Source organism: Thalassospira profundimaris (genome assembly GCF_003326675.1).
GTDB lineage: Bacteria > Pseudomonadota > Alphaproteobacteria > Rhodospirillales > Thalassospiraceae > Thalassospira > Thalassospira aquimaris.
On record NZ_JPWF01000004.1, the window covers coordinates 1 to 17,618 of the forward strand.

General features: G+C 53.1%; 14 protein-coding genes. 4 read left to right on the forward strand and 10 right to left on the reverse strand.

Features of this window, described 5'->3' with window-relative positions; translation table 11 throughout:
• Positions 1–46: 46 nt before the first annotated feature.
• From hydA to aptA, 7 genes are all read right to left on the reverse strand, one after another.
• A complete protein-coding gene (hydA, locus tag TH19_RS06590; protein WP_114101563.1) occupies positions 47–1,498 on the reverse strand; it encodes a dihydropyrimidinase in 1,452 nt (483 codons plus the stop codon).
• Positions 1,499–1,658: 160 nt separating this feature from the next.
• Positions 1,659–2,642, reverse strand: coding sequence for an ABC transporter substrate-binding protein (locus TH19_RS06595; protein WP_114101564.1), 984 nt, complete (start codon positions 2,640–2,642; stop codon positions 1,659–1,661).
• Positions 2,643–2,703: 61 nt separating this feature from the next.
• Entirely contained in the window at positions 2,704–3,861 is a 1,158-nt protein-coding gene (locus TH19_RS06600) for an ABC transporter permease (protein ID WP_114101565.1), read from the reverse strand.
• Positions 3,858–4,787, reverse strand: a complete 930-nt coding sequence (locus tag TH19_RS06605; RefSeq protein ID WP_258547849.1) for an ABC transporter permease — start codon at positions 4,785–4,787, stop codon at positions 3,858–3,860. The genes TH19_RS06600 and TH19_RS06605 overlap by 4 nt, the downstream gene beginning before the upstream one ends.
• Positions 4,777–5,568, reverse strand: a complete 792-nt coding sequence (locus tag TH19_RS06610) for an ABC transporter ATP-binding protein (protein WP_114101850.1) — start codon at positions 5,566–5,568, stop codon at positions 4,777–4,779. Before TH19_RS06610 ends, TH19_RS06605 begins: the two co-directional genes overlap by 11 nt.
• A gap of 270 nt (positions 5,569–5,838) precedes the next feature.
• A complete protein-coding gene (locus tag TH19_RS06615; RefSeq protein ID WP_068517972.1) occupies positions 5,839–6,705 on the reverse strand; it encodes a nitrilase-related carbon-nitrogen hydrolase in 867 nt (288 codons plus the stop codon).
• Between the two features lie 247 nt (positions 6,706–6,952).
• Positions 6,953–8,284 carry an omega-aminotransferase AptA gene (gene aptA / locus TH19_RS06620; RefSeq protein WP_114101566.1) on the reverse strand — a complete coding sequence of 444 codons (1,332 nt, stop codon included), beginning with the start codon at positions 8,282–8,284 and terminating at the stop codon, positions 6,953–6,955.
• A 465-nt stretch (positions 8,285–8,749) separates the two neighbouring features.
• Between aptA and TH19_RS06625 the strand changes: the two genes are divergently transcribed.
• From TH19_RS06625 to TH19_RS06640, 4 genes are all read left to right on the forward strand, one after another.
• The gene (locus tag TH19_RS06625; RefSeq protein WP_114101567.1) at positions 8,750–9,427 is read left to right on the forward strand and encodes a TetR/AcrR family transcriptional regulator; all 678 of its coding nucleotides are present in this window, start codon (positions 8,750–8,752) and stop codon (positions 9,425–9,427) included.
• A gap of 82 nt (positions 9,428–9,509) precedes the next feature.
• Complete coding sequence (locus tag TH19_RS06630; RefSeq protein ID WP_114101568.1) at positions 9,510–10,868, forward strand: hypothetical protein; 1,359 nt, start codon at positions 9,510–9,512, stop codon at positions 10,866–10,868.
• Positions 10,869–11,026: 158 nt separating this feature from the next.
• Positions 11,027–11,881: a substrate-binding periplasmic protein gene (locus tag TH19_RS06635; protein ID WP_258547850.1), complete on the forward strand. Its 855-nt coding sequence runs from the start codon at positions 11,027–11,029 to the stop codon at positions 11,879–11,881.
• A gap of 147 nt (positions 11,882–12,028) precedes the next feature.
• Positions 12,029–13,528, forward strand: a complete 1,500-nt coding sequence (locus TH19_RS06640) for an alkaline phosphatase D family protein (RefSeq protein ID WP_114101570.1) — start codon at positions 12,029–12,031, stop codon at positions 13,526–13,528.
• Between the two features lie 93 nt (positions 13,529–13,621).
• Here TH19_RS06640 and TH19_RS06645 read toward each other — a convergent pair whose 3' ends face one another.
• Genes TH19_RS06645 through TH19_RS06655 form a run of 3 tightly spaced genes read right to left on the reverse strand, consistent with a single transcriptional unit; the run spans position 13,622 to position 17,594 of the window.
• Positions 13,622–14,899 carry a Zn-dependent hydrolase gene (locus tag TH19_RS06645; protein ID WP_114101571.1) on the reverse strand — a complete coding sequence of 426 codons (1,278 nt, stop codon included), beginning with the start codon at positions 14,897–14,899 and terminating at the stop codon, positions 13,622–13,624.
• A gap of 33 nt (positions 14,900–14,932) precedes the next feature.
• A complete protein-coding gene (gene preA, locus TH19_RS06650; protein ID WP_114101572.1) occupies positions 14,933–16,210 on the reverse strand; it encodes an NAD-dependent dihydropyrimidine dehydrogenase subunit PreA in 1,278 nt (425 codons plus the stop codon).
• 25 nt (positions 16,211–16,235) lie between these two features.
• On the reverse strand, positions 16,236–17,594 hold the full coding sequence (locus tag TH19_RS06655) for an NAD(P)-dependent oxidoreductase (protein ID WP_114101573.1): 1,359 nt from the start codon (positions 17,592–17,594) through the stop codon (positions 16,236–16,238).
• Positions 17,595–17,618: the final 24 nt, after the last annotated feature.

Sequence of the window (17,618 nt, forward strand, 5' to 3'; positions counted from 1 at the left end):
CAGCCATTGGCTGCCCCGTTTCTGTTTCATCACATAAGATGGCGACTTAGACGCCAGCTGGAATACCGCTGCGCTCGACCTTACGCGGCGATGTGATTTCTTTCCATTTGGAAAGGGCCTTGTTGACGGCCGGATATGGTTCGCGGGCGATGAATTCGCCGTCGCCGCATTTGGCAAGAACCACGCCTTCTTCGGCGGCAATACGGCCGCGGCTGAGGGTATAGCGCGGAAGACCGGTCACCTCGATGCCTTCGAACACGTTGTAGTCAATCGTCGACTGCTGATGATCGGCGGTGATGATTTTCGATGCCTTCGGATCCCAGACCACAAGATCGGCATCGGCCCCAACAAGAACCGCCCCTTTGCGCGGATAGATATTGAGGATTTTGGCAATATTGGTCGAGGTTGCCGCCACGAACTCGTTCGGGGTCAGACGACCGGTATTAACACCAAAGCTCCAGAGAAGCGGCATGCGGTCTTCAAGACCACCCGTGCCGTTCGGGATTTTGGTGAAATCGCCAACGCCAAAGCGTTTCTGTTCGGTGGTAAAGGCACAATGGTCAGTCGCAACAACCTGCAAGCTGCCCGATGCCAGACCGTTCCATAACCCGTCCTGATGTTCCTTGCTGCGGAATGGCGGGGACATGACGCGACGTGCGGCATGATCCCAGTCCGGGTTCTTGTATTCGCTGTCATCAAGGATCAGGTGCTGGATCAGCGGTTCACCAAACACGCGTTTGCCATTGGCGCGTGCGCGACGGATGGCTTCGTGGGCCGGTTCGCAGGACACATGCACGATATAAAGCGGCACATTGGCCATATCGGCAATCATGATCGCACGGTTACATGCCTCGCCTTCGACATCGACCGGACGCGAATAGGCATGGGCTTCGGGCCCGTTATTGCCTTCGGCCAGCAATTTTTGCTGAAGGGTCGCAACCACATCACCGTTTTCGGCATGGACAAGCGGCATCGCGCCCAGTTCCGAACAGCGCGAGAAGGATGCGAACATTTCGTCATCATCAACCATCAGCGCGCCTTTATAGGCCATGAAATGCTTGAAGGTGTTGATGCCTTTTTCCTGCACGATGGTCTTCATTTCGTCAAAGACCTGCTCGCTCCACCAGGTGATCGCCATGTGGAAGGAATAGTCACAAACCGCCTTGGATGATTTGTTATCCCACGCCTGAAGCGCTTCAAGCAGCGACTGGTTCGGCGATGGCAGGCAGAAATCCACCACCATGGTGGTGCCACCGGCAACTGCGGCCTTGGTGCCGCTTTCGAAATCGTCGGCGGAATAGGTCCCCATAAAGGGCATTTCCATATGGGTGTGCGGATCAATCCCGCCGGGCATCACATAGCAGCCATCGGCGTCAATAACCTTGTCCCCGGTCAGGTTGTTTCCGATCGCGGCAATTTTGCCGTCTTCGATCAGGATATCGGATTTGTATGTCAGATCGGCGGTAACGATGGTTCCGCCACGAATAACCATGGACATGGGTGGCTCCTTGTCTGTCTGTTTGGTGAAAAGTTGCGGGCCTTCCCGGCATTTCACCCGTTTCCCCGAACATCACCGGGGCATCAAATTCTGTATTTGGATCGGGAGGTAATTCTGTCTGGCGGGGCATGAAACCACCGCCAGACAGATCAAAGTCGGATTACATGACCTTGTCGGTCACGGCATGGGTCCATGCGCCTTCCGGTTCTTTGGTGATAACCGGGTCAGAACCACCCGAAAGCAGGCTGTCAACGGTACGCTGATATGCTGCTTCGTCGAGTTTGCCGGAATCACCAAGCAATTTGGCAACTTCGGTCATCATGCGGATCTGGTGTTTTTCGGTCTGGGCACCGGTCGCATCGTTTTCAAGAACGATACCGGCTGCTTCTTCCGGATGCTCTTTCGCATACATCCAGCCCTTCATGCTGGCTTCTACGAAACGCGCCATCTTGTCGACAAATGCCGGGTCCTTGAGTTTGTCTTCAAGAACATACAGACCGTCTTCAAGGGTCGCGACACCCTGGTCTTCGTATTTGAAGACCTTAAGGTCTTCCGGGGTGATACCGGCATCAATGACCTGCCAATATTCGTTATAGGTCATGGTCGAGATGCAATCGGCCTGCTTCTGAAGCAGCGGATCAACGTTAAAGCCCTGTTTCAGAACCGTAACGCCCTTATCCCCACCATCGGTCGGAATGCCAAGCTTCGACATCCAGCTCAGGAACGGATATTCGTTCCCGAAGAACCAGACACCAAGGGTGCGGCCCGGGAAATCATCCGGGCTGGCAACGCCGGTTTCCTTAAGACAGGTCAGCATCATGCCCGATTTTGCAAACGGCTGTGCGATATTGACCAGCGGCACGCCTTTTTCACGCGATGCAAGTGCGGACGGCATCCAGTCGATGATCACGTCTGCACCACCACCGGCAATCACCTGCGGCGGGGCGATATCCGGGCCACCCGGATTGATGGTCACGTCAAGATCGGCTTCTTCGTAGAAACCCTTATCCAAAGCCACATAATACCCGGCAAACTGGGCCTGTGTGACCCATTTAAGCTGCAGGGTTACTTCATCTGCTGCCATCGCCGAAAGCGATGTCAGACCAAAACTCAACCCCAATGCAGTCGCAAACAATTTCTTCATTCGTCGATGTCTCCTCAGGTTGTAGTCAAGTCCTCCCGGCGGGTCGTCTTTGATTGTGCCTTTAGTGGCGACGTACCCGAAATGATGGATGCCATGACGTCGCTTTTCTCTCGATATAAGCCACGGCCCCATAGAAGGCGGTCCCCGCAAGGGCCGCCAAAGCGATCTCTGCCCAAACCATGTCGATATTCATCCGCCCGACCTCAGTCGAAATGCGGAAGCCCATACCAACAATCGGGGTGCCGAAAAATTCGGCGACGATTGCGCCAATCAGCGCAAGCGTGGAATTGATTTTAAGTGCGTTGAACACAAACGGCATGGCCGCAGGCAACCGCAACCGGAACAGGGTCGACCAGTATCCCGACGCATAGGTCGCCATCAGGTCACGTTCAAGTTTCCCCGCCGCATTCAACCCGGTCACTGTATTCACCAGCATCGGGAAGAAGGTCATGATCACGATCACGGCTGCCTTTGACTGCCAGTCAAAGCCGAACCACATCACCATGATCGGGGCGACCCCGATGATCGGAAGGGCCGATACCATGTTGCCCAACGGCAAAAGACCGCGTTTGAGGAACGGCACGCGGTCAACGGCAATCGCCATGACAAAGGCCGACCCGCAGCCAAGGACATAGCCACTCAGCACCGCCTTCACAAAGGTCTGATAGAAATCGGCCGCCATAACATCGGTCGAGGTCACAAACCGTACCCCGATCATGCTGGGCGGCGGCAACAGAACCTGTGGCACGCCAAATCCGGCAACCAGAACTTCCCAGACAAACAACAGCCACATGCCAAAGGCCACCGGCACAATCACATTCGCGGTTTGCTGCTTGGCCGTTTCCAGAGAACGGTAATTGGCAATCACATCAATCCCGCGCCAGACAAAGGCCCAAAGCGAGATGATAAACAGCCAGAACCCGGTTCCTGCATATCCGGCAACCCCGTGATCATACAGGGTCGAAACCGCCTGCCAGCACCCGAATACGGCAACGGCCAGCAACACGGTCCCGCTAAGAACCGAGCGCACGCCAATCCAGGTAAATGCCGCACCGGCAATAACACACAGCGCCATGGCAATGGCAAGACCGGGAATATCGCCGACAAAGGCAACCTGTTTGCCGGTATCAAGATCAACACCGGCAAGCGGGAAGATCAGAGCCAAAAGAGCCGCAATCGCACCAACCAGACAGAATTTATCAAGTTTCATCTGGTTCATGGCTTTACCCCCATGCGGGCCAGAACACGACGTTCCAGCCATCCGACAATCACCACCATCATGGCCGCGACAAAGGCCGCAGTCAGAAGGGCGGACCAGATCTGGATGGTCTGTCCGTAATAGGAGCCGGCAAGAAGACGGGCGCCAAGCCCTGCCTGGGCACCGGTCGGCAATTCACCAACGATGGCACCGACCAGACTGATCGCAATCGCAACTTTCAGGCTGGCAAACAGATAGGGCATCGCCGACGGCAGGCGAAGCTGCCAGAAGGTCTGCCATTTCGAGGCATTATAGGTCCGCATCAGATCAAGCTGGATGACTTGCGGCGACCGCAGGCCTTTGACCATGCTGATGGTGACGGGGAAAAAGCACAAATAGGTCGAAATCACCGCCTTTGGCACCACGCCCTTGATCCCGATGGCCCCCAGAACCACGATGATCATCGGGGCAATGGCAAGGATCGGAATGGTTTGCGATGAAATCACCCACGGCATCAGACTTTTTTCAAGCGTCATGACATGGACAATGCCAACCGCCAGAACAATGCCCAGAATGGTGCCAATGCCAAAACCAAGCAGGGTCGAGGAAAGCGTCACCCAGCTATGATAAACCAGTGACCGCTTTGACGTGATCTTGGTGGCAAAGATGGTTTTATACATTTCCTCGGCCACCTGGTGGGGGGCCGGAAGGATCGGACGTTCCTGTGCCAGGGTATCTTCGATCAATTGGCTGGTGGTCCAGGTTTGATCCGCGCGGGTATATTTGTCGATCTGGGTCGGCGCATTCATGAAAATGGCCCCGACATACCAAAGAGCAAACAGCGCAATCAGAACAACACAAACCGGACCAGTCTGCCCCGACATCATTCGGGACCAGATCGACGGCCCGGCAAGGGACCCGGTCATGGTGGCGGTGTTACTCGTCATTGCTGTGCCCCGCACGCAAACCTTCACGAACCCGGTGCGCAATTTCGAGGAATTCCGGTGTTTCACGGATATCAAGACTGCGGTCACGCGGGAAATCGGTTTCGATCACATCAATGATGCGGCCCGGACGCGGTGACATGACGACAATCTTGGTCGACAGATAAACCGCCTCGGGGATCGAGTGGGTCACAAAGGCCACCGTCTTGTTGGTGCGCGCCCACAACTTCAACAACTGCTCATTGAGGTGATCACGCACGATTTCATCAAGCGCGCCAAACGGTTCATCCATCAGCAGCAGATCGGCATCGAATGAAAGCGCACGGGCAATCGATGCGCGTTGCTGCATCCCGCCGGAAAGCTGCCAGGGGAATTTCTTTTCAAACCCGTTCAGTTCAACGAGTTTAAGGGCATCATGCGCCCGTTTGATCCGCTCTTCCTTGGAAATCTCCATGATTTCCAGCGGCAGGGTCACGTTGCGTTCAATTGAACGCCAGGGCAAAAGTGCCGGTGCCTGAAACACATAACCATATGCGCGGTTTTCACGTGCCTGTTCGGGCGAAACGCCATTAATGGAAATATCGCCGCCGGTCGCCCGTTCCAGATCGGCAATCACCCGCAAAAGCGTGGTCTTGCCACAGCCCGACGGGCCGATAAAGGAAACGAAATCGCCTTCATTGATCGTCAGATCAACATCGGAAAGCGCATAAACCGGACCATCCGCCGTCTGAAATGTCAGCGACAGATTTTTGATATCAACAACTGCGTCCTTGGATGCGGGCATCGAAGCAACGTTATTGACGACTTCTTTTAGCGTCATGGGGTTTCCCCTGATCGTATGTCTCTCTCGGAACCAGAAATGTCATGAAATGGCGTTTCTGGCACATTCGATGGAAGCTTCCTTTCAGGGACGTTGCCCTGAGCTTTGCCAACATTTGATCAGGTCCGTTTGGGCCCTGCCCGGTCATTGCCGGGATGACGGGATCATTGCCCGCCCATGTTGGTCAAAGTAAAACGGCAAGCAGGCCTTTGCCTGCTTGCCGGTATCATGATGTCAGTTTCCGTCCGTCAAACGGGTATAGGTCGAAGGGCGACGGTCGCGGAAGAATTGCCAGTTATTGCGGATTTCACGCACCATCGACATATCCATGTCGTGTACCAGCAATTCATCCTTGTCGCGTGATGCCTGTGCCTCGATCTCGCCGCGCGGATTGACGAAATAGCTTTGACCGTAAAACTCGCCAATATCCCACGGCTGTTCACGGCCAACGCGGTTGATCGCCCCGATAAAGCAGCCATTGGCAACCGCCGATGCGGGCTGTTCGAGTTTCCAGATATATTCCGAGACGCCTGCAACCGTGGCAGACGGATTGACGATATATTCTGCGCCATTGAGTGCCAACGCACGCCAGCCTTCCGGGAAGTGGCGGTCATAGCAGATATAGACGCCAAGCTTGCAATACTGGGTCTCAAAGACCGGCCAGTCCGATGCGCCCGGCTTGAAGAAGAATTTCTCCCAGAAACCGGCGACATGGGGGATATGGGTTTTGCGGTATTTGCCAAGATAGGTGCCATCGGCGTCAATCACGGCAGCGGTGTTGTAATACACACCGGTGATGTCTTCCTCATAGATCGGAACAACAATCACCATCTTGTATTTGGCTGCCAGTTCGCACATCAGCTGTGTGGTCGGGCCATCGGGGATTTTTTCCGCCGCGGCATACCATTTCTTGTCCTGGCTCGGACAAAAATAGGGCTGTGTGAAAACCTCCTGAAAGCACAGGACCTGCACGCCTTTTTTACCCGCCTCTTCAATAAGGGGCAAGTGTGCCTCGATCATGGCCTTGCGGATTTCTTCGGGGGTCTGATCGGTTGAACCCTTCAGGCTCATTTGAATCAGGCCGCCTCTCAGCATTGACATCCGAGATACCTCCTTGATCTGATATTTTATGTCCTAGCCACTTTTGTGGTCTGACGGACTTATGTCCTTTCGCGCCCCCAAAGACCCTGTTTTGTTTTATGCGGGTCTATTCCCAGAAGGGACGCGATCAGAAAAATCGCGAAACAGATGTTTCCTCCGTGGCGTTGCAAAACCGTCTGTTTTTTATGGGCCTTGCAAGCCATCTGTTCCCTGCCCGTCGATGCAGGCAGGGAACAGGATAGTCAATTTAGTCGATCTCTTTAAGCACGTCGCGCAGCGTTCCGAACAGCTGATCGATATGTGATTTTTCAATGATCAGCGGCGGCGAAAGCGCAATGATATCGCCCGTCGTGCGGATCAGAATGCCTTTCTCGAACGCCTTGAGAAACGCACCAAATGCACGCTTGGTCGGGAAACCGGCAATCGGTTCAAGTTCAATCGCACCGATCAGACCAAGGTTACGAACATCCTTGACCAACGGCAGATCAATCAGGCTGTGAACCGCATCTTCCCAATACTGACCAAGTTCCTTGCCCTTTTCATAAAGACCTTCTTCTTCATAGGTCTCAAGGGTCGCAAGACCAGCCGCACAGGCAACGGGGTTGCCCGAATAGGTATAGCCATGGAACAGCTCGATCATGTTGTCCGGGCCGGTCATGAAGGCATCATGAATTTCATCGGTCGCAAAAACCGCACCCATCGGGATCGTCCCGTTTGTCAGGCCCTTTGCGGTCGTGACCAGATCGGGCTGAACACCGAAATAGTCAACGGCGAACGGCGCGCCAAGGCGACCAAAACCGGTGATGACTTCATCAAAGATCAAAAGAATGCCGTGCTTGGTGCAAATCTCGCGCAGGCGTTCCAGATAGCCCTTTGGCGGGATCAGAACGCCGGTCGAACCGGCAACCGGCTCAACAATCACAGCCGCGATGGTTGACGGATCATGCAGGGCGCAAATGCGTTCCAGATCATCGGCAAGATACGCACCATGTTCGGGCATACCACGGGTAACACCGTTTTCTTCCGGCAGATAGGTGTGACGCATATGGTCAACACCGCCAAGCATCTGGCCAAAGGTTTTGCGGTTACCGGAAATACCACCAACCGAGATACCGCCAAAGTTAACACCGTGATAGCCGCGTTCACGACCGATCAGACGGGTCCGCTGACCATCGCCGCGTGCACGGTGATAGGCTAGGGCGATTTTAAGCGCGGTTTCAACCGATTCAGAACCGGAGTTGGTATAGAAAACATGGTTCAGGTTGCCCGGCATCAACTGTGCCAGACGGCTTGCCAGTTCAAATGCCTTGGGATGGCCCATCTGGAATGCCGGGGCGTAATCCAGTTCGTCCATCTGTGCTTTGACGGCTTCGACGATTTTCGGACGCTTGTGACCGGCGTTGCAGCACCAAAGGCCCGCAGTCCCGTCAAGGATTTCACGATTGTCGTCGGTTTTGTAATACATGCCATCGGCAGAGACCAGCATACGCGGGGTCTGTTTGAACTGGCGATTGGCGGTAAACGGCATCCAGAACGCCGAAAGATCGTTCGGACGGCTGATTTTCGTGGTGGCTGTCATAAAAGGTCTCCCGTACCTTTTTTATTGCTTCCCTGACACCGGACAGGTGGCGGGCACCCGTATTTCCGGCATCTGACATCTTTTATTCCGGCTGTCTGGCAATTTGATCAAGTGACCAATATGTCGCACATTCAACTTCCGGAGCAGCGCGCCCAAAAGGGCAGTCAAAAATCGTTAGCATGAGACACGCCCATGCACTAGAGCTTTAACACCACCGGGGAATTGTTTCGAATATTCGACCGTCAAACACCATTTCAGCGACCCTGTTTTTTATTTACGGCGTCTATTTTCTGTTTATCTTTCATCGGTGCTGTTCGATATTTCGGACAAAACCGACTCTTGACCATGGACAAGTGCGGGGCCAAGTGCGACGCGCATAAAAAAGTTTCTTTTGCATATTTGCGGTAGAGGTTATTTTAACCTGACCAAACGGTCAAGATAAATGACACAAATCAGAGAGCATGAATGACCTCATTTAAAAGCGTCTCGAAACAGGACAGTCAGTTTGGTGCGAAACCCGCAGCAAACGGGGCACACAAGGCCGCTATCCGCCAGGAAAATGAAGAACAAATTCTGGCTGCTGCCGAACGGGTTTTTGCCGATTTCGGCTTCAAGGGCGCGACCACCGCGCGCATCGCCGAAACCGCAAATGTGCCCAAGGCCAATGTGCATTACTATTTCAGCACCAAAGAGGCGCTGTATCGCCGGATCATGGAAGATGTCTGTGATCACTGGCTGGAAGCAGCCATGACCTTTGACAACAGCGCCGACCCCGCCGTGATCCTGCGTGGCTATATCGAAGCCAAGATGGATTTGTCGCGTGCGCGCCCCTATGGTTCGCGGCTTTGGGCCCATGAAATCATTCGTGGGGCGAAATTTTCGTCCGGCTATATCTCGACCACGGTCAAGGACTGGCTTGATAGCCGCGTTGTCGTGATCAAGGGCTGGATCGCCGAGGGCAAGATGGATGACATCGAACCCTATTCCCTGATGTATATGATCTTTGCCACGACCCAGCATTACGCCGACTTCGGCCGCCAGATCGAAATCTTCAATGGTGACAGGCCGCTTAGCGAAGAACAATTTGCAGAGGCTAAGGAAAACGTCGTGCGGATCATCCTTAAGGGCGTTGGATTGTCGTGACCCACATCTACCCACAACACTAAAGAGTTTTCTTTGCCTAAAATACTGCGCCTCAAATCGCCGGCCGACGATAAGGAACAGCATGTCAAAAAAGAACAGACACGGGCTTAGCAGAACCATTCCCGAAGAAGTTAAGCGGGAGATTAGACAAAGATCCAAGTTTGGCTGCGTGGTGTGCAGACAAGCAATCTACACCTACGAGCACATACTTCCTTGTTTTGTCGATGCCACCGAACACAACCCCGACAACATGTGCCTTCTCTGTCCAAATCATCAAAGAGATTCCACAGATGGAGTGCTGTCAAAAGCGATAATACAAAACGCTTACGAACAAATTCAAAAGTCTAATGCCCCCCTGGCACCCAACAGACATAACTTCTTTAACTTAACTGATCATCCAACTGCGATTGTCGAATTTGGACCAACGAGCTTCCACGGCTTCCAATCAATTATAAATATTGATGGCAAAGACCTACTTTGCTTCTCAAAAAGCGAAAATCTCGATCAGTTTCTCAATATCAATGCACAGTTTTTTGACAGTTCCGGCCAACGACTTTTTAGCATCAAAAACAATGAATGGATTGGCAATCACCGCAGCTGGGACATTGATTTTGTAGGCAGAAGATTAACAATCCGGCGGCGCTTAGGTGATGTAATTTTCTCAGCAGAGAAGCTAATTAACAGCAATACAATACGAATAGAGAAAATAGATATGTGGATAAAACCATTCCACATATATGCAGACAAAAAACAATTTAAAATCGGACAAATTAATACGAACAAAAAACAGTACGTATACTACGGAATACACGCACAGTTACATTACGGCAAATGCGGTGTATTTTTAGATTCGCAGTCAACTAACAATCTTGCTGTAGGTCAACTCAAAATATATGGAGGGAATGCCATCATAACAGGAACTGGCATAAATTTAGGCCGGGGAGATGGTTATATGATTTTCAAAGAAATGAGAATCGATAAGACACCTAACGTTCCTATTCTAATAGAACCAAGACCAATAAAAAGAAAAGAACATCAAATTTTCGTCACCGGGCATCTTCAAATCAAAAAATTGCAGTTCTCCAGCTGGGAAGAAGAAGAGTATTATTTAGATGGCATGAAGTTGATTTCGAAGCCTTCTTCATGGGGAGTTATCACCCCAAACACAAACGAAGAATTATTCCATATCGCAGGTAGCGAACAGGCACGTTTAGAAAATTTGAAGGGTTTCGTCGGCTATTGGGCAGATGATCTCTTAAATCAAAGCTGGGCTGATCGCGTTTTCGAATGTGAAGTTAAAAGCGATGAGCACCTAAACTCCACCGTCAGAGTGAAAAGAAGTAAAATTTCCGGCAGAGAAGTCGTTCGTGAAACATCCCCTGAAGACAACAAGTGGTTTTATCCACACAAATTCGCCGGAGTTCCCGTGTGGAAAGAATGACTAACCGCAATATCGCCTTGTTTCCCATAACTGGTCTCTCATTAAACCAACAATAACCCGCCCAAAAGTATCGCATCCCACCTCTTCCGGATAGTTGTGCAACCACGACGTCCGACAAATCTGTAATAGCAGACAGATTTCCCAAGACAGAGGCTGATATGGCGTGCCCTGAAATGTGGTTACGCGCCGCCAGAACGCTTTTTGCTGCCTTTGTGGCTGGCGGCCTTGGTATTTTGATCACCAATTCGGCAATTGCCGATAACAGTTCCCCGATCACCACTGATCGCGACCGGGCTCTCTCGGGCTGTAAAACCCTAAGCGTTGGCGGGGCCGATGGCTGGGAACCCATCACCTATATCGAAGAAAACGGCCGACAGAGTGGGCTTGGCATCGACATCCTGCGCGCCTATGCCGATGCCCATGGCATTCAGCTCGAACTCAGGCTTGATGTTCCCTGGAACCGCTCGCTTCAGATGCTGGCGAAGAACGAGCTTGATGTCATTGCAGGGGCCTATTTCACCGCTGAACGCGACCGCACTTTTATCTACACCCAGCCGTTTGCATATGACGATGTGATGATTTTTCAACATCGTGACAACCGCTTTGCCGTCAATGGCCTGCATGACCTGATCGGCTATCGCGGTGCCCGCCCGCAAGGGGGCAGCTATGGCGATCATATTGATAAATTTGCCGAGCAACGTTTGGACATGATGTATTCCCCGACCGGGAACAACATTTTCAAAGTGCTGCTCAATGGTCGGGCAGATTACGTCATGCTGGGGCTTTATGATGGCATGGCCAACATCTATCGCGACAAACTGGTCGATACGGTCATCCCCGCCGAAACGCCAATTGCGCGCAATGAAGTCCATCTGATGTTTTCACGCGGCAGTGCCTGCGTTCGCCACATCAAAAACATCAATATTCTGATCGACAGACTTGATGAAGACGGCACCCTTGATCAGTGGACCAAAAACCATCTGATGAAATATCCGACCGAAAACGGAAGTTAAGGCAGCGCTGCTTTGCCGCAGCCCCTGACGCCACCGATAAGCCCCCAAATCCCAGCCCCTTTCCTCAATGCGAGTTTCACCTTAAAGTTGCCGTGTCCGAGCAAAATAAAACTTTAATTTAGCAAAACATAACAATGGGATGGATCGATGAAAATCCTGATGGGGCCGGTTCTGTCATTCAAGGGATATGACAGCACCAATAATCGCTGGAAGCTGAGTGCGCTGGTTGTCACAGGTAGCGCCGAGCCAACTGGCATCTTCTTTACCAATGGACAAAATGTCACCCAGCACGGCTCCAAATTGCTGTCCCAAAATGGCAATCGGTTTGCCCACAGTTTTCAGTTTGAGGTGCCGCTGGCAAACACCCCGTCAAAACTGACCTATAGTGTTGAAAACGGCATCTATCACGACATCCACCTGCCCGCCCAAAATGATGCACCGAACATGTCCTATGCATCCTGCAACGGCTTTTCATCGCAAAAGGTGATGAAGGGGGTCGAGGTCAAAAACCGCATGTGGCTTGAGATGGCGGAACGCCACAGCAAAAACCCGATCCATTTAATGCTTTTGGGCGGGGATCAGGTCTATGCAGATTCGATCTGGGAAGTCGTTCCCTCGATCAAGGAATGGAACAACAAACCCAACCAGGCCGCCAACAAAGCAAGCTTCACCAAGCCGATGGAAAAGCAGGTCGAAGCATTTTATTTCAACCTTTACACTGAACGCTGGGCACAACCGGAAATCCGCCAAATGATGGCCAGTATCCCGTCAATCGCCATCTGGGATGACCATGACATCTTTGACGGTTGGGGTTCCTACCCGCCTGCCCGTCAGGACTGTCCGGTTTTTCAGGGGATCGGCGCAATCGCGACCAAGGCGTTTAGTGTTTTCCAACAGCATATCGCGCCGGGCGCCAACAAGCCTGATGTCTATCTTGCGCCAACATTCGGTTTTTCAATGGGGCATGTGATTGGCGATACCGCCATCCTGTGCCTTGATATGCGATCCGAACGCACCCAGCGACAGGTCCTTTCAAACCCTCACTGGAAACAGGTCTATGATTGGGTTTCGGGTCTCTCGGACATCAAACATCTGTTTGTGATGTCGAGCATCCCGGTCGTCTATCCCGATTTCAATATGCTTGAAAGTTTGCTGGGCGTTGTGCCGGGCCAACAGGAACTTGAAGACGACCTTCAGGACCATTGGAGCAGCCGAAGCCACAAAGGCGAGCGCACCCGCATGGTGCATCGTCTGTTTGATTTTCAGAAAACCGGTATGCGGGTCACGATCCTGTCAGGCGATGTGCATGTTGCCGCCCTTGGCATCCTGCAAAATGATCGCATGGAATACGAGGGCAAAACGCGCGTGATAAATCAGTTGATTTCATCAGCCATCGTTCATCCCGCCCCAAGCAAGATGGTCTTGTTTGCGCTTCGGCACCTGCTTGATAACGATCAGGAAATTGATCCGGGTATTCAGTCACGCATGGCAAACCTGCCCGGCACCGATGTCCGTTTTGTTGGCGCGCGCAATTTCCTGTGTCTGGAGCCCGATGACAAAAACGGTCAGAACCGATACTGGGCGCACTGGATTGCCGAAGGACAGGAAGAACCCTTTACCAAAGTTATCCATCCGGTTCCGTCCTGATCGCAAACCCGGGCAAAAAAGAAGGGCGGGTATAAAACCCGCCCCGCTCTGGGTGGCTGCATGGTCAGCCACGGGAGGATGATAATCCTGAAATCAGTCTGATTTCTGCATTACGGTTTCATCGGCCTTGGCCAGAACCGCATGCAGCAGAACCTGCCCACCGGCATCCGACCAGTGTTTGTGGACTTCTTCGATTTCGTTATGCGAAATCCCGTCCACACACGGGATAAAGATCATTGCCGTCGGGCAGACCTGTGCGAGATAGCAGGCATCATGACCGGCACCCGAAACAATTTCACGGGCCGAGAAACCGCCAAGTTCCGCACCTTTGCGAACCGCATCAACACAGGACGCATCAAACGGCACCGGGGCGTAATAAAAAATCTGTTCCAACTCGGTCTGAAGGCCGATTTCAGCAGCAATTTTTTCCACACCTTCGCGAAGGGCCTTGTCCATATCGGCCAGAACCGCATCGTCGGGATGACGGAAATCAACGGTGAAGAAGACCTCGCCCGGGATGACGTTGCGCGAATTCGGATGGATCTGCATCATGCCAACCGTCGCACAGGCAAGCGGGGATCGATCCAGACCGATCTTGTTGACAAGATCAATCACACGCGCCGCCCCAAGAAGCGCATCCTTGCGGGTTTTCATCGGGGTCGGACCAGCATGGGCTTCGACACCGGTGAATTTGATTTCATACCAGCGCTGACCCTGCGCATCGGTGACAATCCCGATATCCTTGCCTTCATCTTCAAGGATCGGGCCCTGTTCGATATGGGCTTCGAAATAGGCCCCCATCGGGTGGGCATCAATGGTCGCCTCGTCCGGGCCCATATAACCGATACGTGTCAGTTCCTCGCCCATGGTTTTGCCATCGACGTCAGCCCGTGAATGACCGTATTCAAGATCAAACACCTTGGCAAACACGCCCGATGCCACCATTGCCGGGGCAAAGCGCGAACCTTCCTCGTTGGTCCAGCACACAACTTCAAGCGGGGCTTCGGTTTCGTATTTGGCTTCGTTCAGCGCCCGGATGACTTCAAGGCCCGAAAGCACGCCATAAACACCGTCATATTTCCCGCCGGTCGGCTGGCTATCAAGGTGGCTTCCCATCACAACCGGCGGAAGGTCAGGATTACGACCTTCACGCCTTGCAAAGATATTGCCCATCTTGTCGATACGGATCGAGCATCCCTCGGCCTCGCACCACTTGATGAACAGATCGCGGCTTTCGCGGTCAAGATCGGTCAGCGCCAGACGGCAAACGCCGTCCTTTGCTGTTTTGCCGATTTTGGCCATTTCCATCAGGCTGTCCCAAAGGCGGTCACCGTCAATTGACAGATTTCGAACACTGGGTTGAAGAGTCATTATTCAATCCTTTTAGGTTGGTGGCACTGATGGTTATTCGGCAGCCATACGCATCGGGTTCAACGGATGTTCCGGCCAGGTCATTGGCGGTTTGTCAGTTTTGACCGGCTCCATGGTGATACAATCAGGGACCGGGCAAATGTGATAGCAAAGGTTACAGCCAACGCATTCCTCGTCGACGACCTCGAACAGGCGGCCGCCTTCGGGCTTGGCTGTCATGGTAATGGCCTGATGCGAGGTATCCTCACATGCGATATGGCAACGACCGCATTCGATGCAGTTATCCGGGTTGATCACGGCTTTGGTGTCAAAGTTCATGTTCAACTCGTTCCAGTCGGCAACCTGCGGCACCGCGGCACGGGTGAACTGTTCGACACTGGTGTAACCCTTGTCATCCATCCACTGGCTCATACCGTCGATCAGGTCATCAACAACGCGGAAGCCATAAATCATCGCAGCGGTGCAAACCTGAACCGCGTTGGAACCCAGAGCCATGAACTCGACCGCATCTTTCCAGGTGGTGATGCCACCGATACCGGAAATGTGAAGGTTTTTGGTTTCCGGGCTACGGGCGATTTCAGCAACCATGTTCAGGGCAATCGGCTTGACCGCCGATCCGCAATAACCGCCATGGGTTCCCTTGCCATCGACCATCGGTTCGGGGACCATCTGATCGATATCGACCGAAATGATCGAGTTAACGGTGTTAATCAGCGACACCGCATCCGCCCCGCCTTTGTAAGCAGCCTCGGCTGACCACAGGATGTTGGTGATGTTCGGGGTCAGCTTGGTAAAGACCGGAATATCAACGCTTTCCTTAACCCAGCGGGTGACCTGTTCAACCATTTCAGGCACCTGACCAATCGCCGAACCCATACCGCGTTCACACATGCCATGCGGGCAGCCAAGGTTAAGCTCGATGCCATGCACGCCGCTTTCGGCGATCTGCTGGGCAAGGTCCTTCCAGGCGCGTTCCTCGATCGGGGCCATCATCGATCCGATAATGACGTGATCGGGATATTCCGCACGGCATTCGCGGATTTCCTGAAGGTTGACGGCCAACGGACGGTCGGAAATCAGCTCGATATTGTTGATACCAAGCAGGCGGCGGTTCTGGTCATGATGGGCACCATACCGCGACGATACGTTGATCACGGGCGGATCAATGCCAAGCGTTTTCCAGACAACCCCGCCCCAGCCCGCTTCAAAGGCGCGAACGACGTTATATTTCTTGTCGGTCGGCGGTGCAGATGCCAGCCAGAACGGGTTCAGGGAATCAATCCCGGCGATTTTGCAGCTTAGATCAGCCATTTTTCTCTCTCCCTTAGCTGGCAGTTCAAGCGGATTTCAGGAATGCATCAATGGCGATGGCGGCCTGTTTGCCGTCCTCGACCGACTGAACAGTCAGGTCCTCGCCGCTTTTGATGCAGTCCCCACCGGCGAACACGCCCGGGGCTGTTGTCTGATAGTTTTCATCGACCACGATTTTGCCGCCGGCGATCTCCATTCCGGCAAGGTCATCGGTTTTGATTTTTTGTCCGATGGCTTTCAAAATCTGGTCGGCACGCACTTCAAAGGTCTCGCCGGTTCCAACCAGCTTGCCACTGGCATCAAGTTCGGTTTTTTCGAACTCCATGCCCAGAAGCTTGCCATTGGCCTTGATCGCGACGGGCTTTGCCCAATAGCGGACAACGACACCATTGGTTTTCGCCAGGTCCTGTTCAAACTCGGTCGCCGACATGTTTTCCGCCCCGCGACGGTAAACAAGGGTAACCTCATCGGCACCAAGGCGCTTGGCCTGAACCGCGGCATCGATTGCGGTGTTACCGCCACCAATGACGATCACGTTATTGCCAACCGGCATGTCGGATTTCGGTTCGGTCTGACGAAGCTTTTCGATAAAGCTGATGGCGTCATCAACGCCCGGGAATTCTTCGCCCTTAAGGCCAAGATTGTTGGTCGATCCAAGACCGACACCGACAAACACGGCGTCATAGGAATCTTTCAGCGCATCGATGCTGATATCTTTGCCAAGGGCCTTGCCGTATTCGATGCGGATACCGCCAATGCCAAGCAGGAATTCAACTTCGCGCTGGGCGAAATCATTGGTCATCTTATAGGCGGCCAGACCATATTCGTTCAAACCGCCCGGCTTTGCCTTGGCTTCGAATACGGTGACATTGTGGCCAAGCATCGCGGCACGGTGCGCACAGGAAAGGCCCGCCGGACCGGCACCGACAACAGCAATTGATTTGCCGGTTTCAGGCGCACGTTTGAACGGATGGGGCAGATCGCGCGCCATCAGATGATCAACGGCAAAGCGTTGCAAACTACCGATTTCAACAGCCGTATCTTCGGCAACGTTGCGCACGCAGGCCTGTTCACACAGAACTTCGGTCGGGCACGCACGGGCACAGGTGCCGCCCATGATGTTGGCCGACAAAATGGTTTTTGCCGCGCCATCCGGGTTGCCGGTGCTGATCTTGCGAATGAAGGTCGGAATATCAATCGATGTCGGGCATGCGGTGACACAAGGGGCGTCATAGCAATACAGGCAGCGATTGCTTTCTGCCATTGCCTGAAGGGTGGAATAAGCCGGATGCAGATCGGAAAAACCGTCATCTGCTGCGTTGTGACCGGCACCGCCATGGATGGCACCGGATTTGGAAACTTGCTTGGCCTGCAAGGTGGTCATTGGTTTTGTCTCCCTGCCAAAAAG